The organism is Streptomyces sp. NBC_01716 (genome assembly GCF_036248275.1).
Lineage (GTDB): Bacteria > Actinomycetota > Actinomycetes > Streptomycetales > Streptomycetaceae > Streptomyces.
This window is the reverse complement of the sequence record NZ_CP109181.1, coordinates 8,090,392-8,113,501: the sequence shown is the minus strand read 5'-3', so window position 1 is coordinate 8,113,501 and position 23,110 is coordinate 8,090,392. Positions and strand designations below refer to the sequence as shown.

Genomic DNA, 23,110 nt, shown 5'->3' with positions numbered 1-23,110 from the left:
CATATAATCCAAGGTTCATGAGTTTCCCCTCCTTACAATCAAACCGCCAACCAACGACACAAGCACCGAATCAACAACTTTCAGCCCAACTCGCCACGCGTCCCGCACAGGCCCGGACCAGGCCGTTACGGACACACACCGCGATCAGGGCGACACAAGGAGCGACCAAAACCTGTCAGAGAGCGGGCGGAGCACCCCTGGCGTGAGCGAGACTCACGTCCGTTGTCCGAGACATCGACCCCAGGGAGTGTTCGAAATGCGGAGCATCGCAAGGGCTGCGGCCTGTGGAGCCGTACTGGCGCTCGGCGGTCTGTGCTTCACCGGCACGGCCGGCGCCCTGCCGGCACCGGCCGGAGGAGCACCCGCCGAAGAAGCATCCATCGGAGGCGTGCGGGCTCCGGCCGGCACCTCGCCGACCGGAGCGGAGAGCCTGTACGCGCCGTCGGCGCTGGTGCTGACCGTCACTGACGGTGCCGACCAGAAGACCGGGACGGTACGGCGTGCCGTCACTCTCAGTTGCGCGCCCACCCCGTCGGGCAGCCACCCGGACGCGGTGGCCGCCTGCTCCGAACTCAAGAAGAACGGCGCCAAGTTCGACGCCATCACCAACTCCGGTACGAGCCGCGTCTGCACGAAGGAGTGGGAACCGGTCACCGTGACGGCCGACGGCGCGTGGGAGGGGCAGCGCGTGGACTACACCCACACCTTCTCGAACTCGTGTGCCATGAACGGGGGCAGAGGCGCCGTCTTCACCTTCTGAGGCGGGCGGAGGGCCACGGTTGAGCGGTGACCGGAGGCGGCCGGGGCAGGGGATTCTCCCGCCCCGGCCGTCCCGCGTCCGGGCACCCTTCGGCGCCCCGGGTCTTCACATCCATGGCCTCCGGAAGTGAGGACAACTGACTGGATCCGGACAGGATGTCCCAATACCGGCCCTGAAGACGCCCTGAACTCAGCTTTTCGACAACGGACTTGAGGAGTTCTCGCGGCGCGGTCCGGGCCCTGCGAGCGCTGTCGGCCCAGGTCCGGAGGATGGCAGAGCCCCCTCCGCCTGACGGTCCGTCATATATGACTTTCCGTGCTGAGACCATTACATCTTCGCCACGTATTGTTACCTCCGTGACAGAAACGCACTCGTGGGGCAGTGGAGGAGAATCATGCGACCGTTCGCTCTGAACTACGCTTTCCCGGCGGAGAGCTCACCGGTCGTCGGACCTTTCACCTACGACTCCACGCTCCAGCTGAACGTCCTGCCGGACGGACGTCCCGCGATAGCCGACCGTGCGCTGCTGCGGGCCGCCGGGTCCACGACCTCGACGGCCGGCTCCAAGACGCACTTCGACGACTGACCACCCTGGCTACCCGATGACTGTGCTGATCCTCACCGCCGAGCAGGACGTCACCGCCGACATGGTCGTGGCCGAGCTGCACGAGCGCGGCACACCTCTGGTGCGCTTCGACCCCGCCGATCTGCCGGGCGAGGCGGCGATGTCCGCCGAGTACGTCAGCGGCGACTTCCGCGGCCATCTGTCGGCGGGCGGGCGCCTGTTGAGCATGGACGGGCTGCGCGCGATATGGGTGCGGCGGCCGGGCGTGAGCGCGGCCCACGTGCCCAACCCGTCCGCCTGGCTCACCGCGGAGTCCGCGCACGCCTTCTTCGGCATGCTGTACTCCACGACGGCGCGCTGGATGAACCATCCGCAGGCCGCGGCCCAGGCGCGCCTCAAACCCTGGCAGTTGCGGGTCGCGCACCAGAGCGGGTTCGCCGTACCGCCGACCCTTGTCACCACCTTTCCCCGTATCGCCCGGCTCTTCGCCGCCGAGCACCGGGACATCGTGGTCAAGTCGATCACCGGCCCGCCGCCCGGCGACCCCCCGGTCTCGCTGCCGACCACCCGGGTGGGGCCCGGTGCCGACTTCGAGTCGGTCGCCGCCGGGCCCACCCTGCTCCAGCGCTACATATCCAAGCGGGCCGACATCCGGCTCACGTGCGTGGGGCACCAGTTGTTCGCCGCGCGGAAGGCCGCCGACCCCGGGCAGGTGGACGGCCGGTACGGCGCGACCGGCCACCGCTGGGAGCCCGTCGAGGTGCCCGACCGCATCACACGAGCGGTGTACGGCTACATGCGCGTCGCCCATCTCGCTTACGGGGCCTTCGACTTCGCGGAGGACACCGACGGCACGTGGTGGTTTCTCGAATGCAACCAGGGCGGCCAGTTCGGTTTCGTAGAGCTGGAGACGAGCCAGCCGATCGCCGAGGCCGTGGCCGCCTGGCTCGCCACACCACCACCTGTCTAGGGGGTGTCTTGCCGGTCAGGCCTGATCGGCAAGACACCCCCTGGACAGGTGTCTTGTCGATCTTCCCGGATCAGGCCCTCAACCTCTGACGGAGAATCCTCGCAGGCCCGGGGCGCGTCCGGGCGCCCGGCCGACGGACGAAGGGGTCCCGTGTCGACCGGGACCCGCCGTCGGCCGTAGAGTTGCCGATGCGGTGCAACTGCGAAGCCCTTGGTACGGTGCGGCCCTTCGGGGCTTCTTCGGCGACCCTTTTCGCCGGTTACCCGCGGTATTTCGCCCGACCGGAATTGGACCGCGGCGGCACAAATCCTTGCCCAACCCGTTCCTCAACGGCCAATCGAATAGCGGCGGTTGGAGATCTCTTGTTTCAAACACACGGGCTGTGCAATGGTGAACGCGCTCAGTCGGCAGCAATGCCGAGAGTGCTCAGCCGTTCGATTCCGCGACGGTCGGCCGTCCGTAAAAGCTCCTCCGGCCGTCACTGTTCGCCCCTTTACGCCCGTAGGTCATTTTCCCGGAGGCATCACCACCGTCCATAGGTACGAACCAATCGGACCACCCCCTTTTTCAGTCGGCCTGAAATCACTGCCGCCACCCTCGCGTCAAGGGACTGGACACCCCCCACTCAGTGCCCTGGAAGGCAGGACCTCTGTGCAGGATCCTCGTATGTCCAGTACCACCCCGCCTCCTCCGGCCGGCCCGCCGGGGCACCGCTCCGAAGGCTCGGACGCGGATCTCGTCGCCGCGCTGAGGACCCGCGAGAGCGACCAGGAGGACCACGCCACCGCGCTGTTGCTCGCCCGGCACTGGCAGGCACTCCTCGACTACGCGGAGATCCGCTCCCCCTCGGCGGACGCCGCGTCGATGCTCGCCACCGCGGCCTTCGGCAAAGTCCTCGACACCCTGCGCGGCGCCGGCCCCGTCCCGGCACTGCGGCCCGAATTCCTTCTGGCCGCCCGGCACACGGCCAATGTCTGGGCGGAGGGGCAGCGGACCGATACCGTCTGGGAGCACCACGCCCGCCCGGCCGACACCGGCCCGGGGGGCGCCGACGAGCCGGCACCCCCGGAGAATCGGCGGCTGGCCTTCCACGCGTTCCAGGCAATGCCCACACCCTCGCGGTACCTGCTCTGGCATACGGCGGTCGAGGCGGAGCCCATAACCGTACCGGCCGGTCTGCTCGGTATTGATCCGGAAAGCGCGCGCACCGAACTCGAACAGTCGGGTGAACTCTTCCGGTCCGGCTGTGTACGCGCGCATATCCAACTCGCGCCGGACAAGGAATGCCGCCACTACAACCGCCTGTTGGACGTGTCCCTGCGGCGCGGCGGTGCTTTGCTCCCGGACATCCAGCAGCATCTGGCGTTCTGCGCGTACTGCGCCTACGCCGCCGAGCAGTTCGTCCAGGCCGAGAGCCGGCCCGGCGTCCTGCTCGCCGAGGCGCTCCTCGGCCCGCACGGCAGGCGCTACCTCGACTCGCGGCCCGGCAGGCGCCGCGGCGCGCGGGCCGCGCGCGTACGGGGCCGGGCACGCCACTCGCTGGGCGGGCGCCCGCGGGTGCTGCCCCGGGTCACGGTGCTGGGCAAGCGGGTGCTGACCACCCCGGGCAGACCGAGGACCGTACTGCTCAGCGGGCTCAGCCTGGTGACCGTGAGCCTGCTCGCCGTGACCGTGTCCAGCCTCACCGCCGGTGAGAGCGGCGGCGAGGCGGCGGGACCCTCCGCGCCCATCGGGTCGGGCACCGCCACGACGTCACCGGACCCGGGCTCGCAGGGCGTCTCCGGTCCCGGCCAGCGGCCGCCGACGGGCGGGGACGGCATCCCGCCGGGCCCGCTGAGTACGGCGCTGCGCAGCGCGGACGCCGATCTCTGCCTCGATCTCCGGGACACCCGGCCGACCGCCGGCTCCGAGGCGACGCTGGCGATCTGCTCCTCGTCCGCGCGGACCCAGTTGTGGATGTACGAGGAGGACGGGCTGCTGCGCAACGGCGCCGACCAGGACCTGTGCCTCAACTCCCGTACGGTGGACGGCTCTCTGATCCTCTCGCCCTGCACCGACCCGCCCGCCGAGAACGCCACCGACGTGCGCTACGACCTGACGGTGCAGGGGCATGTGATCCCCCGGTGGGACGACTCACTGGCCGTGGTCCCGACAACTCCCGTGGCGGGTACGTCCGTCGTCACCAAGACCCGTGACGAGTCCACACTCCAGAACTGGTCGACCGGCGCGGCGCCGGACAGCCCCAGATCGCTGCCGGTCGTGGGCGGCCGGGAGGCGGCGCCGTCGGCCGACACCAAGTCGGCACTTCGCAACACGAGCAGGTCGGCGCAGTCCCCTGAGGTGAGCGGCGGGCACGGCGACAACGGCGGTGACCGTGGCTGCGAGGCGCCGGGGCTCGCCAAGGAACGGCACGTACCGGAGGGCAACCATTACGGGCGCGCGGACAACGATGTCCCCACCGGCAACGGAAACGGCCGTCCCGGGCAGGGCCAAGACGGCAAGGGACAGGGGCGTTGCGACGACGTCCCGTACGGCGGCTGACGGACCGGGGTCACGGTCGAAGGGACACATGTGACGGGGGCTCATGTGACGCCGGTCCCGTGCCCCATCAGCAGCCCCACGTCCAGCGCCGCCACGGCGACCGCCCCGACGAAAGGCGCCTTCTCGTGGCGGCGGCCGAGCAGCAGTCCGGCCACCGCGATCACCCCGGCGGCGAGCGGCACGAGCACGGCACCCACGCCTGCCCGGCCCTGCGGGCCCAGCGTCAGCACCACCGATGCCGCGACCAGCGGGACGGGCAGCAGCAACCGGGTGCCGGTGGCGCCGAGTCGGTGCGGCAGCCCCCGTACACCGGTGGCCAGGTCACCGCGGATGTCGGGCAGGACGTCCGCCAGATGCGCCCCCACACCGAGCAACGCGCCGCCGGTGACGGCCCACCAGGCCGGCCACGGGGTGCCCGGCAGACTCAGTGAGACGAGGGCCGGCAGGCTCGCGAATCCGATCGCGTACGGCAGCCAGGACAGCGCGGTGGCCTTGAGCCGCAGGTTGTATCCCCACGCGGCGGCCACCGCGATCAGATGCGCGGTACCGGCGAGCGCGCCGCAGGCCAGCGAGAGCGGCACGCAGAGCGCGAGCGCGCCGAACGCCGCTGCCCACACCGTCCCTTGGCCGACCGTCCCCACGACGACGGGCTTGTCCTTTCGGCCGTTGACGGTGTCGCGCAGGGCGTCGTACGCGTCGTTGCACCACCCCACGGAGAGCTGACCGGTCAGCACCGCGACCGTGAGCAGCAGGCAACGGGCCGCGCCGTGGCCCGCGGTGGCGGCGAGCGCGAGGGTGAGCGTCGTGACGGCGACCACCGGGCCCGGATGGCAGGACAGCGCCAGGGCCCTTCCGGCGCTCAGCGGCCGGGCCCGCCACGGGGGTTGGGCGTCGCCGGTCCCGGCCTCGCGCGTACTGGTTCCGGGGTCCACATCGGCGTTCACGCGCCGATCGTAGGCGCGCGGACCGCGGCGGCGTGGCAGCCGGACGGGCGACTTACGGTGTCTCATCCCTTCCCGCGGCTGTTGGGACGGTTATGACATCCCCAGGCTGGAAGCGATGACCCGAATCGCCGCCGTGCACGGCGTCCTCGCCCCGTACCGCAACACCCAGTCCGAGATCGCCGACATGGTGGCGCGCACCTGTCTGCCGGCCGGTACCGACCGGCAGGTCCTCGACCGGCTGCACGAGAGCGCGCGGGTCCGCACGCGCCACATGTCCCTGCCGCTGGACGACTACATCAAGATCGACGGTTTCGGCGCCGCCAACGACGTGTTCATCGAGCTCGCCGGTGATCTGGGCGCCGAGGCCGTGCGCGGGGCGCTCGGTGCGGCGGGGCTCCGGCCCGAGGACGTGGACCTGCTGATCTTCACCTCGGTCACCGGCGTGGCCGCGCCCTCCGTGGACGCGCGCCTTGTCGGGCGGCTGGGGCTGCGCCCCGATGTGAAGCGGGTGCCGATGTTCGGACTGGGCTGCGTCGCGGGAGCGGCGGGCCTCGCGCGGCTCCACGACTATCTGCGGGGCTGGCCCGAACAGGTGGCCGTACTGCTCTCGGTCGAACTGTGCTCGCTCACCTTCCAGCGCGACGACGCGTCGTTGGCGAATCTGGTGGCGACCGGGCTGTTCGGCGACGGCGCGGGGGCGCTCGTGGCGGTGGGCGAGGACTTTCCCGGGCAGGGGCGGCGGGGTCTGTCGGGTCCCTCGGTCGCCGGTGCGCCGGAGGTCGGTCCGTCGGTGGTCGGTCCGTCGGTGGTCGCCACGCGGAGCCGGATGTATCCGGACACCGGCCATGTCATGGGGTGGTCCGTCACGGGGTCCGGCTTCCGGGTCGTCCTCGATTCGTCGGTGCCCGAAGTCGTCCGCCGCTTCCTCCCCGACGACGTACGCGCGTTCCTCGCCGAGCACGGTCTGACGCCCGCCGACATCACCGGGTGGGTCTGCCACCCCGGCGGCCCCAAGGTCCTTGAGGCCATCGCCGAGGCGCTGGAGCTGCGCGAGGGCGCGCTCGACGTCACCTGGCGCTCGCTGTCCGAGGTGGGGAACCTCTCGTCCTCGTCCGTCCTGCACGTTCTGCGCGACACCCTCGCCGGGCAGCCCCCGGAGCCGGGCAGCCCCGGTCTGATGATGGCGATGGGTCCCGGTTTCTGCTGCGAACTCGTGCTGCTTCGCTGGTGAGTTGGAGAACACATGTGGTGGTACACGGCACTCGTGCTCGCCGTCGGGTGCGAGCGCGTCGCCGAACTCGTCGTCGCCCGGCGCAATGCCCGCTGGAGCCTGGAGCGCGGAGGTACGGAGACCGGACGCGGGCACTACCCGGCCATGGTCGCCCTGCACACCGCTCTGCTGGCCGGCGCGCTCGCCGAAACGGCCCTGGCCGGGCGGTCGTTCGTGCCCGCGTTCGGCTGGACGATGGTGGGTGTCGTCGTCGCGGCGCAGGCGCTGCGCTGGTGGTGCATCGGGACTCTGGGACCCCGGTGGAACACCAGGGTGATCGTCGTGCCCGGCCTGCCCCTGGTGTCCGGCGGGCCCTACCGGCTGCTGCGGCATCCGAACTACGTCGCCGTCGTCGCGGAGGGGCTGGCGCTGCCGCTGGTGCACGGTGCGTGGGTCACGGCCACCGTCTTCACCGGGCTCAACGCGGCCTTGATGGTGGTCCGGATCCGGTGCGAGAACGTGGCGCTCGGGACGGCACCGGCGGGCGCGCCCGCGTGATCGACGTCCTGATCGCCGGTGGCGGCCCCGCCGGTCTCGCCGCCGGGATCCACGCCGCCCGCGCGGGGCTGCGGGCCGTGGTGGTGGAACCGCGTACGACCCCGGTGGACAAGGCGTGCGGCGAAGGCATCATGCCCGGGGGCGTGGCGGCGCTGCGGGCGATGGGCGTCGAGGTGTCGGGGCGTGAACTGCGCGGTATCCGCTACCGGGACGGCGAGCGTGGCGCCGAGGCGCGTTTCCGGGACGGTACGGGCCGGGGCGTACGCCGTACCGAACTCCACGCCGCGTTACGGCGCCGGGCGGACGCGCTGGGAGTGGAGACGGTCCGGGGCAAGGTCGGAGAAGTACGGCAGAGCGCCGACCGGGTGTACGCCGGGGGCCGGACCGCGCGGTGGCTGATCGCCGCCGACGGGCTGCACTCGCCGATCCGCCGGGGCCTCGGCCTGGATCGGCCGGACCGGGCCCCGTCCCGCTACGGGCTCCGGCGACACTTCCATGTAGAGCCGTGGTCGGACTTCGTGGAGGTCCACTGGTCGCGGCACGGAGAGGCGTATGTGACGCCCGTCGGGGACGATCTGGTCGGCGTGGCCGTGCTGAGCCGCGAGCGTCGGGGTTACGGCGAACACCTCGCCCAGTTCCCCGAGTTGGCCCCGCTGCTGGGGGAACGGCCCGCGAGCGGCGTACGCGGCGCGGGCCCGCTGCGGCAGCGGGTGAGCAGTCCGCTGGCCGGACGGGTACTGCTGGTGGGCGACGCCGCCGGTTACGTGGACGCGCTGACCGGGGAGGGGGTCGCCCTGGCCCTCTCCACGGCGGGGGCGGCGGTGCGCGCGCTGGCGCAGGGCCGGCCGCGGACATACCCCGCGGCCTGGTCGAAGCTGACGAGACGCCACCGCCTTCTTACGGAGGGCCTGTTGTACGCCACCCGAAGCCCGGGCGCGGCCCGCCTGATCGTCCCCACGGCGGCCCGCCTCCCCTCGGTCTTCGCGGCGGCGGTGCACGCGTTGCAGTAGACCGGCTTGTCCCGCGCCCTCACCTGCGGCTGCCTGCCTGCCTTCAGGGAGCACGCACGACGGCCCGTCGAAGCCGGACCGCGTGACACGTGGGAGGGGCCGCGTGGGCCGTCGTCAGACATCCAAAACGGCATCGCCGCTCGGCTCTGCCTCTTAAGGAGGCGAGGGCCGGTTTGCCTGCCATCAGGCATCCAGAACCGCCGCGCCGCGCGACGCCCGGGCGGCCTTCGGCCGGCTCGCCGACCGGCCCCGCCTCCTGAAGAGGCGACAGCCGGGCCATACCCGGCGCCCGCTCACTCCCTCACACGCCCGCGCCCGGGTCGAACCATGTCGGCTCGTCCGCGAGGGCCTGTTTGATGCGGAACTTGGCGAGCTCCCCCAGCTCCGGCAGCGCGTCCACCGGGAACCAGGCGACCTCCAGGGACTCCTCGTCGTTGACCCTGGCCTCCCCGCCCGTCGCGCGGCAGCGCATCGTGATGTCCATGTACTGGCACTGATCCCCGTTGGGGTACGTGATCGGCTCCGGCAGTGCCTGGACGAGGACGACGCGCTCGGCCGTGCAGCGCACGGCGGTCTCCTCGTACACCTCGCGCTCCGCCGTCAACGCGGGCTGCTCCCCCGGCTCCGGGATCCCGCCGATGATCGACCAGTTGCCCGTGTCGGCGCGCCTGCCCAGCAGCACCCGCCCGTCGTCGTCGAAGACGATCGCGCTGACTCCCGGCAGGAGCAGCAGCTGGTGCCCGGCGGTGGCACGGATGTCTTGGATGAAGTCTGGCGTTCCCATGCCGCGACCCTATGCGGACGCTCCCGGGTCCGCGCCCCGTCCCGTCCCGTCCAGCTTCAGCCGATGTCGGGGCGCCGGCGGGCGCGGACGGCCCGGGTGCCCGCCCAGCCGAGACCGCCGATGGCGACCGCGACCAGCAGTGCCTCGGGCAGCGTGCCCATCCTGGTGGCGGGCGTCTGCGAGGAGCGCAGCGGCATCTCCCGTACGAGCGCGTCCGGGGTGAACATCTTCGTCTCGTCGACGACCTTGCCGTCCGGCATGATCATCGCGCTGACGCCGCTGGTGACGGGTACGACGACGGCCCGGCTGTGCTCGACGGCCCGCACACGGGACATCGCCAGCTGCTGATAGGTCATCTCGGTGCGCCCGAAGGTGGCGTTGTTGCTCGGGACAGTGATCATCTGCGCCCCGTGGGTGACGGTGTCACGGACCGCCCAGTCGAAGGCCGCCTCGTAGCAGGTGGCCAGACCGACCTTCGTCCCGGCCAGGTCGAACACCCCCACCTTGTCCCCCGGCCCGAAGTCGCGCCGCACCCGGTCGACGTCGGAGCTGAAGATCCGTACGAAGGAACGCATCGGGATGTACTCGCCGAACGGCTGGACATGGCGCTTGTCGTATGTCGCGACGGGACCCTTCTCGGGATCCCACTCGATCAGGGAGTTGCGCAGTTTGCCCGTGTCGGGCGAGAGCACCGAGCCGACCACCGTCGGCACGCCTATGGCCTTGACCGCGTCGTCGATGACCAGACGCGCGTCGCCGTTGCGGAAGGGGTCGAGGTCCGAGGAGTTCTCGGGCCACAGGACGAAGTCAGGCCGCGGCTCCTGGCCGGCCTTCACGTCGGCGGCCAACTGCTCCGTGCGTTTGGCGTGGTTGTCCAGCACCGCTCGGCGCTGGGCGTTGAAGTCGAGGCCCAGGCGCGGCACGTTGCCCTGGATCGCGGCGACGGTCGCGGTGCCGTCCTCGGCTGAGTCGTCCACGAGGGGCAGCGCGGCGAGGGCACCGGCGACGGGGACCAGGACGGACAGCGCGGCGACGGCGACGGCGGCCCGCGGAACCGGCCGCACCGAGCCTGCGGCGCGACGGGCGAGGACCTGACGCACCACCTCGTACAGACCGAAGCCGCACAGCACGACGGCGAAGCCCAGCACCGGGGTGCCGCCCACCGCCGCGAGCGGCAGGAACACACCGTCCGCCTGGCCGAAGGCGATCTTGCCCCAGGGGAAGCCGCCGAACGGCACGCGGGCACGCGCGGCCTCGCCGAGGATCCATACGGCGGCAGCGAGCACCGGCCATGCGGGCAGCCGCGACACGGCGGCGATCCCCACGCCGACGGCGCCGATGAACACCGCGGACACGGCGGCCAGCGCCACCCACGGCAGCGGGCCCACCTCCTCGCCCGTCCACTTCAGGAGCGGCAGCAGGAACCCGAGACCGGCGAGGAAGCCGAGTCCGAACCCGGCACGCGGGCGGCGGTCCCGCAGCGTCCAGCCGAGCAGGGCGAATCCGGGCAGCGCCAGCCACCACAGCGGCCGGGGCGGGAAGCTCGCGAAGAGCAGCAGCCCGGACAGCACCGCGGCGCCGGGCCGTACGAACCGGCGCGGCCACCGCCTGCCGCCGGGCGCGGGGGCGGGCTCGGCGGGTTCGACGGGGGTGATGGTGGTGCTCACCCGGCGGAGTCTACGGTGGCGGCCCCGAAGGGCGGCAGTCCGCCCTGTACGCGGGGGCTCCGGCGGGGGCCGCCACCCCAGTTCGTACCGCAACGTTTCCGCGCCAGATCTCCACATTCCCCCTCCCTTGCGATTACCGTGTGCGCAGCCCTGGAGCGGCTGTGCGATGCCCCGGCCGGTCCGGCTCCAGGGGTGTCTCGGGTCGGGGGGTCTACGGGATGGCTGTACCGGAAAGCCGGTCCGCCACGCGCGAGCACAGCGGTACCTCCGACGTCGTCGGCACCGCGGTGTTCGCCGGCTGCGCGGTGTGGGCCCTGGTCAGCGCGGCCGGCCGGGAGGGCAGGCCCGAGGGCGTGCTGCTGGCCGTGCTCGCGGTCGCAGCCGGTTACACCTGCGGGCGCATCTCGGGAACTCTCGCGCCGGTAGCCACCGCCGGCACGCTGGCCCTCGCCGCGTATGTCCTGGCCGTGGCCGCCCGTCACGACGTACCGGGCGACACCGCGGAGAGCGCCGCGCCGCCGGGTGACACGGGCGCGGTCGCCGCACTGCTGGTCCTGGCCGTGGGAGGCGCCTGCTGCGCGGCAGCGGCCTCGGGGGCGACGAGGCAGCGGAACTCGCTGCTCGTGGCGGCGGGGGTCGCCGCCCTCAGTGGTCCCGTGCTCGGTTCCGTGGCGGGGATGGTGGCGGCCGTCGGGGTGCTGCTGTGCTCACTCGCCGCGGCGAGGATGCGCCACCGGTTGCTGGGGCTGGCAGGTTTCGCCGGCGCGACGTGTCTGATGGTGGGCGTCTCGTGGGCGGTGGCCGTAAAGGCGCTGCCCGAAGGGCTGGCGGCGGCGCTGGAGGGGCAGCTCACGGCGCACCGCGTTCTTCTGTGGGAGGACGCGGTGGATCTCGTACGGGCCAATCCGCTGCTGGGCGCGGGGCCCGACCGGTTCGGCGATCTGAGTCCGACGGCGCTGGAGTCGCTGAACTCGGACGGCAAGCCGCACTCGGCGCTGTTCCAACTGGCGGCGGAGCAGGGTGTGGCGGGGGTTCTGCTGCTGGGGGCGGCCTTCGGCTGGCTTCTGTACGCCTTGTGGCGCTCACCGCGCGCGACTCCCGTCGTACTGACCGCCGGAGCCGCGCTGACGGCGCTGGCAGCTGTGGCGACCGTGGGCAACGCGCTGAGTTTCACACCGGTGACGGCGGGCGCGGGCCTCCTCGCTGGCCTGGCGACGGCGCGGTCGCCCGACGGGGCGATACCGGGAGAAGAACCCGTCTGATGCCCGCCGCCCCGCCCTACGGGCGGACAACGCCACTTCACGCCCTCGGGTCAGGACTCCGCAGGACCGCCGATGGCCCTTCCGTCACCCCTCGCCGTACCGAGGTGCGACTTGCGGAGTGTCACCTTTCCCGTGGTCGCCGTGCGGAGCCGGTCGCGGATGACGCCGACGGCCGCCTCCGCGTCGTCGACGGTCACCGTGAACGTCCTGCCGTCGCCCAGGCTCAGCACGAGCCCTTCGCCGCGCCGTACCACCACCGCCGTGCCCTGCTCGGGTCGCCAGCGGTAGCCCCAGCCGCCCCACTGGCGTGGCGTGACGCTGGGCTCGAAGTCGGCGCCGGTCACATGGGCGAGTGGGATACGGCGGCGTGGCAGCCCGGCGTGGCCGCAACGCACCTCCAGGTGCTCGTGGTCGACCTTGACCGCCACGTGCACGAAGGCGACCGTGCCGCAGAGGATCAGCAGTCCGGCGGCCACACAGCCGATCACCGAGGCGGCGAGCGCGATGATGCCGTTGTCCCAGGAGGACTGGACGGCCAGCTCTATGCCGAGCACGAGACACGCGACGCCCACCACGGCGAACAGCCACTGAATGCGGTTGTGCGCTCGGCCGGTCCAGATTTCGGGGAGGGGCACTGTGCCAGGCCCCCCTCGCCGGGGGTGCTCCGTCATGGTTGCAGCGTACTCACGATCCGCCGGACGGGCACCGCCGCTGCGGACAGGGAAATGCTGACGCTCCCATGGCATCGCCCCGCCGGAGCCCCGCCGTGACAACCCCCACAGCGGTCTCCCTCCGCCGCCCCGGCATTAGTGCACGCGCGTGACAGCGGCGAGCAGCCGGCCCTCCGCGTAGGTCAGGGCGGCGTCCCGCAGCGAGGCGCGCCGGCCGCTCAGCAGGACCGTCAGCTCGCCGGGCTCGGCGACGGCGGCGGCAGCGGCCCCGGCCGCGGGTGCCGCGACGTCTCCGAGGCGGCGGAGCGCCTGCGCGGCGACGGCACCGGCCGAGCCGTGCAGCGTCACCTCCGGCAGGCCGGGGTGACGCAAGGCCGCGCGGATGCGTCCGGCGACGAGTTCGTAATGGGTGCAGCCCAGGACGACGGTCCTTACCTCACGGGGTGTGCGGATCGCCGCTGCCTCGACGGCGCGGTCGATGCCCGTCTCGTCGGCGTGCTCCACCGCGTCCGCGAGCCCCGGGCACGGCACCTCGGTGACGTCGACCGAGGCGGCGAAGGTACGGATGAGGTCGCGCTGGTAGGGGCTGCCCGTGGTGGCGGGGGTGGCCCAGATCGCGACGGGCCCGCCACCGGCCGCCGCCGGCTTGATCGCGGGAACCGTGCCGATGACGGGGAGTCCGGGCTCCAGGGCCGCGCGCAGCGCGGGCAGGGCGTGCACCGACGCGGTGTTGCACGCGACGATCAGCGCGTCGGGCCGGTGCGCGGCGGCGGCGCGGGCGACGGTGAGCGCGCGCTGGACGACATCGTCCGGCGTACGCGGTCCCCACGGCATGCCGACGGGGTCGGAGGAGAGCACGAGACCGGCGTCCGGCCGGAGCCGGCGCAGTGCGGCGGCCGCGGCGAGCAGCCCGAGACCGGAGTCAATCAACGCGATCTTCACCCGGTCACCATAGACGACCGCTCTTGCGGTCCCGCCGATGTGGGGCAGACTGCCGCGAATGAGCGCCATTGCCTGGATCGCCGCGGCCTCTCTCGCCGCGTGGGGCTTTCTGCTGCTGGGTCAGGGGTTCTTCTGGCGTACGGATCAGCGGCTGCCGCCGCGTGAGGCTCCGCCCGTCTGGCCGTCCGTCGCCGTGGTCGTGCCCGCGCGCGACGAGGCGGAGATGCTGCCGGTGAGTCTGCCGTCGCTGCTGGCCCAGGACTATCCGGGGCGGGCGGAGATCTTCCTCGTCGACGATTCCAGCACCGACGGTACGGGCGCCCTGGCCCGGGAGTTGGCCGGCCGGTTCGGCGGACTTCCCCTGACGGTGGTCTCCCCGCCGGAGCCGGCGCCCGGTTGGACGGGAAAGCTGTGGGCGCTGCGTCACGGCATCGAACAGGCGCGGGTGGGCGAGCCCGACTACCTCCTTCTTACGGATGCCGACATCGCGCATGAGCCGGACAGTCTGCGTGAGCTGGTGGCCGCCGCGCGGACGAACGGTCTCGACCTGGTCTCCCAGATGGCCCGGCTCCGGGTGGCGAGCGCGTGGGAGCGGCTGATCGTGCCCGCCTTCGTCTACTTCTTCGCTCAGCTGTATCCGTTCCGCCGGGTCAACAGGCCGCGTGCCCGGACGGCCGCTGCGGCGGGCGGCTGTGTGCTGCTGCGGACGGAGATGGCCGTACGGGCGCGGATCCCCGACTCCATCCGGCAGGCCGTGATCGACGACGTGTCGCTGGCCCGCACGGTGCAGGGGGCCGGGGGCCGGATCTGGCTCGGTCTCGCGGAGCGGGTGGACAGCGTGCGCCCGTATCCGCGGCTGACCGACCTGTGGCGGATGGTGGCGCGCAGCGCGTACGCCCAACTCCTGCACAGTCCGGTGCTGCTGGCCGGCACGGTGGCCGGGCTCGGTGTCGTCTATCTGGCGCCGCCCGTGGGGGTGTACGCGGGCCTGTCGGGCGGTGACACGCCGGCCGGTCTGCTGGGCGGCGCCGCGTGGGCGGTGATGGCCGGCACGTACCTGCCGATCCTGCGCTACTACCGGCAGTCGCTCTGGCTCGCTCCCCTGCTGCCCTTCACCGCCCTGCTCTACCTCCTGATGACCGTCGATTCGGCCCTGCGGCACTACCGGGGCCGCGGTGCGGCCTGGAAGGGGCGTACGTACGCCCGTCCGAAGGCCGCACCGGAGCGTTGACCCGATCGGCGCCGGGACCGGGTCACTTACGGCCGGGCGTCCAGTTCATGCCCCAGCCGTAGGCGTAGTCGATGGTGCGCTGCGGGCTGACGCCGCGTTCCGGCACGAGGAATCGCGCTTCGCGCTGGACGAGGAGATCGGAGCCGGTATTGGTGATCAATGCCAGCGAGCAGACGGTGGAGGGAACTGTGCACTCGCCGAGCGAGAAGTCGATCGGGGCGCCGTTCTGCGGCTGGAGGGTGACCGTCGCGTCGAGATCGGCGAAGCTGCGCGCGCCTTCGTAGATCGTCACGAAGATGACGACGCGGCGCAGTTGGTGCTTGTGGTCGAGGTTGATGCTGAGATTCTCGCCGTTCGCCGAACCTCCGGTGCGGTCGTCGCCGTCGAGATGGATGAACGGCGGCTGGTGAAGCGCTCCGAAGGCATTACCGAGTGCCTGGACGACGCCTTTGCGGCCGTCGGTCAGTTCATAGAGCGCGCACAGGTCGAGGTCGAGATCGCCGTGCATGGCGACGGCGCGGCCCAGCTTGGCGCCCCAGCCCTTGAACTGCTTGCGCACCTGCCAGGTGAGGTTGACGCGCATCTCACCGGAGTTACCGCCCTGCTTGGACAGGGAGACGGACGGTGCGTCCTTGGTCAGCGTGACCTTGCTGAGCCGCACGGGCGCCGGGGCGGCGGCGGGGGGAGCGGGCGGCGCCGGCGGTGCGGGGGGTGTGTACCTGGGCGGGGCGGGGGCCGCGGCCGGAGCCGGCCTGGCGGGGGCCACGGGCGCCGCGGCCGCCCGCTGCGGCTCGTCGACGCTGATGCCGAAGTCCGTTGCCAGGCCTTCGAGTCCACTGCTGTAGCCCTGGCCGACCGAGCGGAACTTCCAGGCGCCCTGGCGGCGGTAGAGCTCGCCGAGGACGAACGCCGTCTCGACGGTCGCGTCCTGGCTGTCGTACCGCGCGATCTCGGCGCCCGACGTCGCGTCGAGGACGCGTACGTACAGACCGGGCACCTGCCCGAAGTTGCCGCCGTCCGCCGACGCGGAGACGACGATCCGATCGATGTCGGCCTCCACGCGCGCCAGGTCGACGGACACGGTGTCCGTCACCGTGCCGGGGCCGGTGCCTTTTCCGTCGTACCGCACCGCGCCCGACGCGTGCGACGGCTGGTTGTAGAAAACGAAGTCCGCGTCCGAACGGACCTTTCCGGCCTTCAGCAGGAGTGCCGAGGCGTCGACGTCCGGCGTCCCGGGCGCTGAACGCCATCCCAATTCGACACGCACGCTCGGTGCCGAGACCGGAACATTGGCTCCTTTAAGCATGGACATGCTCGCCCCCATCGAGAGTCGGTTGACCCAGAGTTTTCCGTTGCGCCAAACCTAATCGCTGAAGCGGCCATCGCGCCCGCGCGGACCGACGAGTAACCCCTCTGGAGCTTGCCCTTTACACGATCACAACGCGGCCGGACGACCGATTTTCCCAAGTTCGCTCGCATTGGGGATCCGAAGTGGCCCAGAGCTCCCGAAAGAACCCACTAATCGGACTCCCCAACCGGCACATCGTGGGCTTAACTTATGTTCCATGACCTCCCCCCGCGCCACCTACGGCGGCGGTTACTACACCGCGCCGTCGTTCCCGGACACCCCGATCTACGACTCACTGGTCGCGGAGCGGGGCACGCCTCAGATCGCCCCGATCCGAGTGCCTTCCGCCTACGACACCGGCAGCAGCTATCAGAGCAACAGCTATCTGCCGGCGCTGCCTTCGGCGCTACCCGCCCTCCCGGCAGCTCCTTCGCAGCCCACACCGTCGTACGGCGGCTACCAGCCGCAGCCGGCGCAGCACCCCGTGCCGCTGCAGCACGCACCGGCGCCCTACATTCCGCAGCAGGCTCCGCCGCCCCGCGGCTATCAGGGCGCCGAGCAGCCCTACCCGGCCCAGCAGCAGCCACAGCAGCCGCGTCCTCAGCAGCCCCGGCCGCCGCAGCAGCAGCAACGGCCGGCCTCACCGACGGGGTACGAGGCCATGCGGCCCGCCGCACCGCGGCCGGCGCCCGCGCCGGCGCAGCAGTACGACGACCCCTACAACCGGCCCTACCAGAGCCGGGGTTACTGACACCGGAGCGGCCCTGGGCGGCCGCCAGGGGAGGGAGCAGGGCAGGGCGCAGGCATCACCCGGGGGTGGAGGTCCGGCTGCCAACTCGCCCGCGCGCCACCGCCGACCCGATCCGACCCGTCGAACCGAGGGGTGATTTCGCTCTCCCTTCGGGCCTTTTGTGCGTGCGGAGCCTCCCACGGGGCTAAGACGGACAACGGAAGGGGAACGGACGGAACCGGAAGGGGCGCGGCACGATGCGAGCGGTCGTGGGACTGCGACGCTGGCGGCACAACCCGCTGCGTAGAAAGACCGATCTTGTCGAGGCATGGGTGGCGCTCGCCGCCCTCCTCCTGATGATCCTCGCCGTGCCGGCGATCGGCTGCATCTCGGGCTCCCTCACCGACGGCGCGTTCCGCCGGACGATCCAGGCCCAGCACGAGGAACGCCATCGCACACAGGCCCTGGTGCTCCGCCATGCCTCCGCGCCCGCCCGGGTGACGTTCGACCCCGAGACCTCGGCCGCGCGCGACACCGGCCGGCCCGTGATCGCCAAGTGGACGGCACAGGACGGCAGTCGGCGGACCGGCGTCGTCCGTTCGGCGCCGGCGCGCATCCGGCCGGGCGAGACCTTCCCGGTCTGGACGGACGGCGAAGGGCGGCTCGCCGGGCGTCCGCTGGACCTCACCACCGCCCGTACGCACGCCGTGCTGGCGGGCCTCGGGGTCGCCGCTGTCGCCGCCGGTCTGGTCGAGGCCGGCAGGCGGCTGATCGTGTGGAAACTGAATCAGCGCCGGTACGCGCGCCTCGACATCGCCTGGGCCAAGGCCGGTCCCGACTGGGGCCGTACGGGCGCGGGCAGCTGAACACGGAGGCCAGGCGGCACTTCGCCCGGTGGCCCGAACCACCGCGGGAACCGCTCTTGGGTCAACTCACCGGTGCCGCGCGCGCTACGGTGGTGCGACCCGGTCCTCTGTGACGGCCGGGACATCTTCGAACCGACCCGGAAGCGGGTCCGGTCGGCACAGACGCGCAGGCGCACAAGGTGGGGACAGAACAACACCATGGCACAGGGCACCGTCCAGGTGACGCACACCGGCACCTCGCGTTGGCGCCGCCGTACCGGCGAATACGCCTCTCTCGCCGCGGCCTTGGAGGCCGCGAGCGACGGAGACATACTCACCGTCGCGCCGGGCACCTACCGGGAGAATCTCGTCGTCACGCGCGCCGTCACACTGCGCGGGCCCGAGGGCTCGGCGGGCTCGGTGCGGATCGCGCCGCCGGACGGCGTGCCGCTGACGGTGCGCGCCTCGGCGACCGTCCACGACCTGCATGTGGAGGGCCAGGACACGACCGCACCCGCGCTGCTCGTGGAGGACGGCACCCCGGAGCTGACGGATCTGCGGGTCGTCACCCGCTCTGCCGCCGGAATAGAGGTGCGCGGCGCCGCGCGCCCCACCGTCCGCCGCTGCACCGTCGACAATCCCGCCGGGGTCGGTGTGGCCGTACTCGACGGCGCCGGCGGGGTCTTCGAGGACTGCGAGGTGGTCGCTGCCGGGCAGTCGGGCGTCTCCGTACGCGGCGGAGCGCACCCCCGGCTCGAACGGTGCCGGATCCACCACGCGTCGGGCGGCGGACTGACCGTCACCGGTGAGGGCAGCGGTCTGGAGGCCATCGGCTGCGAGGTGTACGAGATCAAGGGCACCGGTGTGCAGATCGCCTCGCGCGCCGCCGCCCATCTCACCGACTCCAGCGTCCACCGCACGTCGGCGGACGGCATCACGCTCGACACGGACGCGGTGCTGACGCTCTCCGACTGCGACATCCACGACATCCCGGAGAACGCGGTCGATCTGCGCTCCCGCTCCGTACTGACGCTGACCCGCTCCACGGTGCGGCGCTTCGGCCGCAACGGTCTGTCGGTCTGGGACCCGGGCACCCGGGTGGACGCCAACCAGTGCGAGATACACGACAGTACGGGCGACTACCCGGCGGTCTGGGTGAGCGACGGGGCGACGGTGGTCCTCGACTCGTGCCGCGTGCACGACGTACCGGACGCGCTGTTCGTCCTCGACCGGGGATCGCGCGCGGACGTCGTGGACAGCGACCTCTCCCAGGTGCGTAACACCGCCGTCTCGGTGAGCGACGGCGCGACGGCTCAGCTCGACGACTGCCGGATCAGGGAGGCGGCCACCGGCGCGTGGTTCCGTGACCACGGCAGCGGCGGCACGCTCAACTCCTGCACCATCGACGGTGCGCAGACCGGTGTCATCGTCACCAAGGGCGCCGACCCCACCATCGAGCGCTGCACGATCACCTCGCCCGCCGAGGCCGGTTTCTACGTCTCCGCCGAGGGGCGGGGCACGTTCCACGACTGCCGGGTGACGGGCAGCGGCGGTTACGGCTTCCATGTGATGGACGGCTGCCGTACGACGCTGACGCGCTGCCGCACCGAGCGCTGCGCGCGCGGGGGTTACGAGTTCCCCGACAGCGCCGCGCCGGGCGCCGATGGCCCCGGGGCCGGGCCGACCGTGGAGGACTGCACCAGCGACGAGAGCGGTGTGCTGGTCGCCGCCCCGCAGCCGGCCGCCGTGCTGACTGCCACCCAGACGACCGGGCTGCTGGGCGCGGTCCCGGCGCAGAGCGCCACGCCCGCGCCGGACGCGCCCCCGGCCGAGCCGGTACGGGAACCGGGCAAGGTCCTCGGTGAACTCGACGCTCTGGTGGGCCTGGAGAGCGTCAAGCGCGAGGTCCGCGCCCTGACCAACATGATCGAGGTCGGCAGGCGCAGGCAGCAGGCCGGGCTCAAGGCCGCGTCCGCCCGCCGCCATCTGGTCTTCACCGGCTCCCCCGGTACCGGCAAGACGACGGTGGCCCGGCTGTACGGCGAGATCCTGGCCTCGCTCGGGGTGCTGGAGCGGGGTCATCTCGTGGAGGTCTCCCGGGTGGACCTGGTCGGTGAGCACATCGGCTCCACCGCGATCCGTACGCAGGAGGCCTTCGACCGGGCCCGTGGCGGTGTGCTGTTCATCGACGAGGCGTACGCGCTGTCGCCCGAGGACTCGGGGCGCGACTTCGGGCGTGAGGCGATCGACACGCTGGTGAAGCTGATGGAGGACCACCGGGACGCGGTGGTGGTGATCGTCGCCGGGTACACGGTGGAGATGGAGCGCTTCCTCGCGGTCAACCCCGGTGTGGCGTCCCGTTTCTCACGCACCATCACCTTCAGCGACTACGAGGCGGACGAGCTGCTGCGGATCGTGGAGCAGCAGGCCGATGAGCACGAGTACCGGCTGGGCGCGGGCACCGCCGAGGCGCTGCTCAAGTACTTCGCCGTCCTGCCCAAGGGGCCGGCGTTCGGCAACGGCCGCACTGCGCGCCAGACGTTCGAGTCGATGGTGGAGCAGCACGCGAGCAGGGTCGCCCAGTTGCCGGAGACCAGCACGGACGACCTGACGCTCCTCTACGCGGACGATCTGCCCGAACTCCCCTGACTCCGGGCGCCCTTCCCCTGCCGGTCCTTCGCCACGCCGTCGCGCTGCGCGGGCAGTGCGGGCGGCAGCCGGTCGAGCAGCGCCGCGCGCTCCTCGGCGAATACGGGATCGGCCTGGTACTTGGAGTGGCCGAGGATCGGCTCGGGCAGCGGGTGGCGCTCCGTACGGCCGTAGGCGAGCGGGTCCTTGAGCGGCCCCCGGTCCACGGCCGGTCCTTCGCCCTCGCCGTCGGCGTCCAGCCGGACCGGGCCGCCGATCGGGTCGGTGGCGCGCCACAGATTGCGCCAGCAGTGCACCCCCCTGTCCAGATCACCGAGGGGCGCGGCACCGAAGTAGGCGGGGAACCAGCGGCCGTACAGCCGCTCCAGCGGTGAGCCGTACGTCAGCAGCGCCACTTGTTGGCGTGTGCCCTCGCGCAGCTGCCAGACGGCGGCGGCGGCCAGCACGCTGCCCTGCGAATGGCCTGAGATGACGAGGCGTCCGCCGGTGCGGGCCGTCCATGAGGCCATCCGCCAGGTGAGGTCGGGTACGGCGCGTTCCGCGTAGCACGGCGGCGCGAAGGGGTGCGAGGCGCGCGGCCAGAAGGTGCCGACGTCCCAGAGGATGCCGATGGTGCGCCGGGCGGAGGCGTCGCGGTAGGCGCGGCGGCCCCAGGTCACGAAGAGGATGAAGCCGAAGCCGATCAGCCAGGAGCCGAGCGCCTGCGCGGTGTCGGCGATCGACTGGATCAGCGCGGGTCCGCCCTCGGCGGCCCGGCCCGGCACGTCCCCGCTCAGCCAGGCGCCGACGACGGCGCCCGCGCCGAGCAGGAGTGTGGCGCCGGAGACGATTCCGACCAACCAGGGTGCGGCGTCGGTGAGTTGGGCGCGGGCACGGGTGCCGGCGATCCGGCGGCTGCGGACGGAGTCCGGGGTGACCTTCGCGTCCGGCGACCCGTACTCCGCCTCCACGACCGGCGCGAGGCGGCGGCCGGTGAGCACGGTGCGTACGGCGAGGACGACGACCGGGATCACCAGGAGCACCAGCAGGACGGGGATGACGGCCGCCTGCCAGCTCAGCAGCACCGGCGGTCCGACGATCGCCCCCTCCCCCATGCCCGGTGTCCCCGACCCGTCGAGCCAGTCGCCGACCCGCTGGGCCACGCCACCGGTCATCACCCCGGCCAGGGCGCAGGCCAGCATGGCGACGGCGGGCCCGCCGAGGCCGGACAGCGCGATCCTGGTGTGCGGGGCGCGCCGGTGCAGGGAGAAGGCCGCCGCCGCGAGAGCGACGACGAGGACGCCCTGGGCGATCATCAGCACCGGGAAGGTGACGGCGCCGGGCAGAGTGCCGGAGGAGACCCAGTCGGGGCGGGACCAGGCCGCGTACACCACCGCCACGCCGACCAGGGCGAGAGAGACGGCGGGCAGCCGGCTGATGAGCGCCTTGTCGAGCGTGCCGTCGCGTTTGCGCTCGCTGCGGCCCCTGCTGCACACCACCCAGAGCACAACGAGCGCACCGGCGACGAGAGTTGCCTGGAGCAGCCAGCCGGCCACCTCCCGGGTGGCATCGGCGGCGCCACGGTCGTAGCGGGCGGTGGCGCCGGTGACCGCGCCCGCGACGGTGAGGAATCCGGCGGCGGTGTGCGCGGCGCGCAGGCGGGCGACGAGCCGGCGGCCGTACCAGAACCCGGGCCTGGCGAGCGCGGGCCGGTAGGCGTCCCTGGCCTCCGTGGTGCCGGGGGCGCCGGGGGTGTTGACGACCTCCGTGTCCGGCTCCGGCCGGCTTCCGTCCTGGCCAGCGTCGGTCGGCGGGCGCTGGGCCTCGTACGCGCTCCAGGTCCGGTTGGACAGATACCACAGGAGGCCCACCAGCGCGGTCGGTACCAGAGCGGCCAGCGCCAGCCGGCGGCCGGGCTGCGCCCACCAGCCGTCCCCCGTGGCGGACAGGAAGCCCAGCCAGGACCGCTCGTCCGCGCAGCCGGCGGAGCCCGCGCACTGCCAGGCCACCAGGTCGATGGCGACCTCGCAGGCGGCGGCGGTCAGCAGCACGGTGAGCGTGAGGGCGAGCAGCCGCACGAGCACCCCGTACAGCCGCTGGGTCCGGCCGAGTCCGTTGGTCGCCGGGCGCATCCAGTGCGCGAGGTTGACGACCATGAAGGGAAGCAGCAGCAGCCACAGGGCGCGACTGGCGTTGCCGGAGGTGAGGTTGGACCAGCAGTACGCCTCGGGCACGGGCCCGTTCTCGTACCGCTCGGGGTGGGCCTCGGCGTCCTCGTCGTCGGGGCGCCGGTAGATGGCCGCCGTCTCGTCGCCGGTGATCCGGACCGTGTTCGGATCGGAGAGCATCTCCTGCGGGGTGGCGCCGCCGACGCCGTGGACCAGCAGTTCGAGCGCGGCGCCGCCGCTGGGGTCGGCGGTGGGCTCAGAGGACACGTCGATGAC

The 23,110-nt window shown here is 72.3% G+C and carries 19 protein-coding genes; 12 read left to right on the top strand and 7 right to left on the bottom strand.

The genetic code is table 11. The features are described from left to right. Positions 1 to 256: 256 nt before the first annotated feature. The 4 genes from OIE74_RS36040 (at position 257) to OIE74_RS36025 (ending at position 4,836) form a co-directional block, all read left to right on the top strand. Positions 257 to 760: a subtilase-type protease inhibitor gene (locus OIE74_RS36040; RefSeq protein WP_329391351.1), complete on the top strand. Its 504-nt coding sequence runs from the start codon at positions 257 to 259 to the stop codon at positions 758 to 760. A gap of 394 nt (positions 761 to 1,154) precedes the next feature. After that, entirely contained in the window at positions 1,155 to 1,346 is a 192-nt protein-coding gene (gene tgmA / locus OIE74_RS36035; RefSeq protein ID WP_329391350.1) for a putative ATP-grasp-modified RiPP, read from the top strand. A 16-nt stretch (positions 1,347 to 1,362) separates the two neighbouring features. Continuing rightward, a complete protein-coding gene (gene tgmB / locus OIE74_RS36030) occupies positions 1,363 to 2,295 on the top strand; it encodes an ATP-grasp ribosomal peptide maturase (protein ID WP_329391349.1) in 933 nt (310 codons plus the stop codon). 666 nt (positions 2,296 to 2,961) lie between these two features. Beyond that, positions 2,962 to 4,836 (top strand): RICIN domain-containing protein, encoded by a 1,875-nt coding sequence (locus OIE74_RS36025; RefSeq protein WP_329391348.1) that lies wholly within the window; start codon positions 2,962 to 2,964, stop codon positions 4,834 to 4,836. Positions 4,837 to 4,877: 41 nt separating this feature from the next. Here the strand turns inward: OIE74_RS36025 and OIE74_RS36020 are convergent, their stop codons facing one another. Then, positions 4,878 to 5,780, bottom strand: a complete 903-nt coding sequence (locus tag OIE74_RS36020; protein WP_443076320.1) for a UbiA family prenyltransferase — start codon at positions 5,778 to 5,780, stop codon at positions 4,878 to 4,880. A 115-nt stretch (positions 5,781 to 5,895) separates the two neighbouring features. Here OIE74_RS36020 and OIE74_RS36015 point away from each other — a divergent pair, with 115 nt between their 5' ends. From OIE74_RS36015 to OIE74_RS36005, 3 genes are read left to right on the top strand one after another with little or no spacing between them, the layout of a single operon-like run. Beyond that, positions 5,896 to 7,011 carry a type III polyketide synthase gene (locus OIE74_RS36015; protein WP_329391347.1) on the top strand — a complete coding sequence of 372 codons (1,116 nt, stop codon included), beginning with the start codon at positions 5,896 to 5,898 and terminating at the stop codon, positions 7,009 to 7,011. 12 nt (positions 7,012 to 7,023) lie between these two features. Continuing rightward, positions 7,024 to 7,548 (top strand): isoprenylcysteine carboxyl methyltransferase family protein, encoded by a 525-nt coding sequence (locus OIE74_RS36010; protein WP_329391346.1) that lies wholly within the window; start codon positions 7,024 to 7,026, stop codon positions 7,546 to 7,548. Continuing rightward, positions 7,545 to 8,558: an NAD(P)/FAD-dependent oxidoreductase gene (locus OIE74_RS36005; RefSeq protein WP_329391345.1), complete on the top strand. Its 1,014-nt coding sequence runs from the start codon at positions 7,545 to 7,547 to the stop codon at positions 8,556 to 8,558. The genes OIE74_RS36010 and OIE74_RS36005 overlap by 4 nt, the downstream gene beginning before the upstream one ends. Before the next feature lie 301 nt (positions 8,559 to 8,859). Here OIE74_RS36005 and OIE74_RS36000 read toward each other — a convergent pair whose 3' ends face one another. Then, on the bottom strand, positions 8,860 to 9,342 hold the full coding sequence (locus tag OIE74_RS36000) for an NUDIX hydrolase (RefSeq protein WP_329391344.1): 483 nt from the start codon (positions 9,340 to 9,342) through the stop codon (positions 8,860 to 8,862). 56 nt (positions 9,343 to 9,398) lie between these two features. Beyond that, positions 9,399 to 11,009 (bottom strand): apolipoprotein N-acyltransferase, encoded by a 1,611-nt coding sequence (gene lnt, locus OIE74_RS35995; protein ID WP_329391343.1) that lies wholly within the window; start codon positions 11,007 to 11,009, stop codon positions 9,399 to 9,401. A 218-nt stretch (positions 11,010 to 11,227) separates the two neighbouring features. Here lnt and OIE74_RS35990 point away from each other — a divergent pair, with 218 nt between their 5' ends. After that, complete coding sequence (locus tag OIE74_RS35990; RefSeq protein WP_329391342.1) at positions 11,228 to 12,271, top strand: O-antigen ligase family protein; 1,044 nt, start codon at positions 11,228 to 11,230, stop codon at positions 12,269 to 12,271. Between the two features lie 50 nt (positions 12,272 to 12,321). Here the strand turns inward: OIE74_RS35990 and OIE74_RS35985 are convergent, their stop codons facing one another. Both OIE74_RS35985 and OIE74_RS35980 read right to left on the bottom strand, forming a co-directional pair. Beyond that, positions 12,322 to 12,942 carry a hypothetical protein gene (locus tag OIE74_RS35985; RefSeq protein WP_329391341.1) on the bottom strand — a complete coding sequence of 207 codons (621 nt, stop codon included), beginning with the start codon at positions 12,940 to 12,942 and terminating at the stop codon, positions 12,322 to 12,324. A 135-nt stretch (positions 12,943 to 13,077) separates the two neighbouring features. Next, positions 13,078 to 13,884: a glutamate racemase gene (locus OIE74_RS35980; protein WP_329391340.1), complete on the bottom strand. Its 807-nt coding sequence runs from the start codon at positions 13,882 to 13,884 to the stop codon at positions 13,078 to 13,080. Positions 13,885 to 13,942: 58 nt separating this feature from the next. Here OIE74_RS35980 and OIE74_RS35975 point away from each other — a divergent pair, with 58 nt between their 5' ends. After that, entirely contained in the window at positions 13,943 to 15,115 is a 1,173-nt protein-coding gene (locus tag OIE74_RS35975; protein ID WP_329391339.1) for a glycosyltransferase, read from the top strand. 22 nt (positions 15,116 to 15,137) lie between these two features. On the opposite strand, the gene OIE74_RS35970 is transcribed toward OIE74_RS35975, so the two are convergent. Further along, on the bottom strand, positions 15,138 to 16,427 hold the full coding sequence (locus tag OIE74_RS35970; protein WP_329391338.1) for a TerD family protein: 1,290 nt from the start codon (positions 16,425 to 16,427) through the stop codon (positions 15,138 to 15,140). 253 nt (positions 16,428 to 16,680) lie between these two features. Here OIE74_RS35970 and OIE74_RS35965 point away from each other — a divergent pair, with 253 nt between their 5' ends. From OIE74_RS35965 to OIE74_RS35955, 3 genes are all read left to right on the top strand, one after another. Next, positions 16,681 to 17,214 (top strand): DUF6643 family protein, encoded by a 534-nt coding sequence (locus OIE74_RS35965; protein WP_329391337.1) that lies wholly within the window; start codon positions 16,681 to 16,683, stop codon positions 17,212 to 17,214. A 236-nt stretch (positions 17,215 to 17,450) separates the two neighbouring features. Continuing rightward, a complete protein-coding gene (locus tag OIE74_RS35960; protein ID WP_329391335.1) occupies positions 17,451 to 18,059 on the top strand; it encodes an Rv1733c family protein in 609 nt (202 codons plus the stop codon). A 198-nt stretch (positions 18,060 to 18,257) separates the two neighbouring features. Next, positions 18,258 to 20,687 (top strand): right-handed parallel beta-helix repeat-containing protein, encoded by a 2,430-nt coding sequence (locus tag OIE74_RS35955; protein WP_329391333.1) that lies wholly within the window; start codon positions 18,258 to 18,260, stop codon positions 20,685 to 20,687. Here OIE74_RS35955 and OIE74_RS35950 read toward each other — a convergent pair. Beyond that, positions 20,657 to 23,107 carry a hypothetical protein gene (locus OIE74_RS35950; RefSeq protein ID WP_443076395.1) on the bottom strand — a complete coding sequence of 817 codons (2,451 nt, stop codon included), beginning with the start codon at positions 23,105 to 23,107 and terminating at the stop codon, positions 20,657 to 20,659. The genes OIE74_RS35955 and OIE74_RS35950 overlap by 31 nt on opposite strands. Positions 23,108 to 23,110: the final 3 nt, after the last annotated feature.

Bases quoted from the DNA above. Each gene is read 5' to 3' on its own strand.
- OIE74_RS36040 (WP_329391351.1), top strand. From the start codon at position 257: ATGCGGAGCATCGCAAGGGCTGCGGCCTGTGGAGCCGTACTGGCGCTC.
- tgmA (WP_329391350.1), top strand. From the start codon at position 1,155: ATGCGACCGTTCGCTCTGAACTACGCTTTCCCGGCGGAGAGCTCACCG.
- tgmB (WP_329391349.1), top strand. From the start codon at position 1,363: ATGACTGTGCTGATCCTCACCGCCGAGCAGGACGTCACCGCCGACATG.
- OIE74_RS36025 (WP_329391348.1), top strand. From the start codon at position 2,962: ATGTCCAGTACCACCCCGCCTCCTCCGGCCGGCCCGCCGGGGCACCGC.
- OIE74_RS36015 (WP_329391347.1), top strand. From the start codon at position 5,896: ATGACCCGAATCGCCGCCGTGCACGGCGTCCTCGCCCCGTACCGCAAC.
- OIE74_RS36010 (WP_329391346.1), top strand. From the start codon at position 7,024: ATGTGGTGGTACACGGCACTCGTGCTCGCCGTCGGGTGCGAGCGCGTC.
- OIE74_RS36000 (WP_329391344.1), bottom strand. From the start codon at position 9,342: ATGGGAACGCCAGACTTCATCCAAGACATCCGTGCCACCGCCGGGCAC.
- OIE74_RS35990 (WP_329391342.1), top strand. From the start codon at position 11,228: ATGGCTGTACCGGAAAGCCGGTCCGCCACGCGCGAGCACAGCGGTACC.
- OIE74_RS35985 (WP_329391341.1), bottom strand. From the start codon at position 12,942: ATGACGGAGCACCCCCGGCGAGGGGGGCCTGGCACAGTGCCCCTCCCC.
- OIE74_RS35975 (WP_329391339.1), top strand. From the start codon at position 13,943: ATGAGCGCCATTGCCTGGATCGCCGCGGCCTCTCTCGCCGCGTGGGGC.
- OIE74_RS35970 (WP_329391338.1), bottom strand. From the start codon at position 16,427: ATGTCCATGCTTAAAGGAGCCAATGTTCCGGTCTCGGCACCGAGCGTG.
- OIE74_RS35965 (WP_329391337.1), top strand. From the start codon at position 16,681: ATGACCTCCCCCCGCGCCACCTACGGCGGCGGTTACTACACCGCGCCG.
- OIE74_RS35960 (WP_329391335.1), top strand. From the start codon at position 17,451: ATGCGAGCGGTCGTGGGACTGCGACGCTGGCGGCACAACCCGCTGCGT.
- OIE74_RS35955 (WP_329391333.1), top strand. From the start codon at position 18,258: ATGGCACAGGGCACCGTCCAGGTGACGCACACCGGCACCTCGCGTTGG.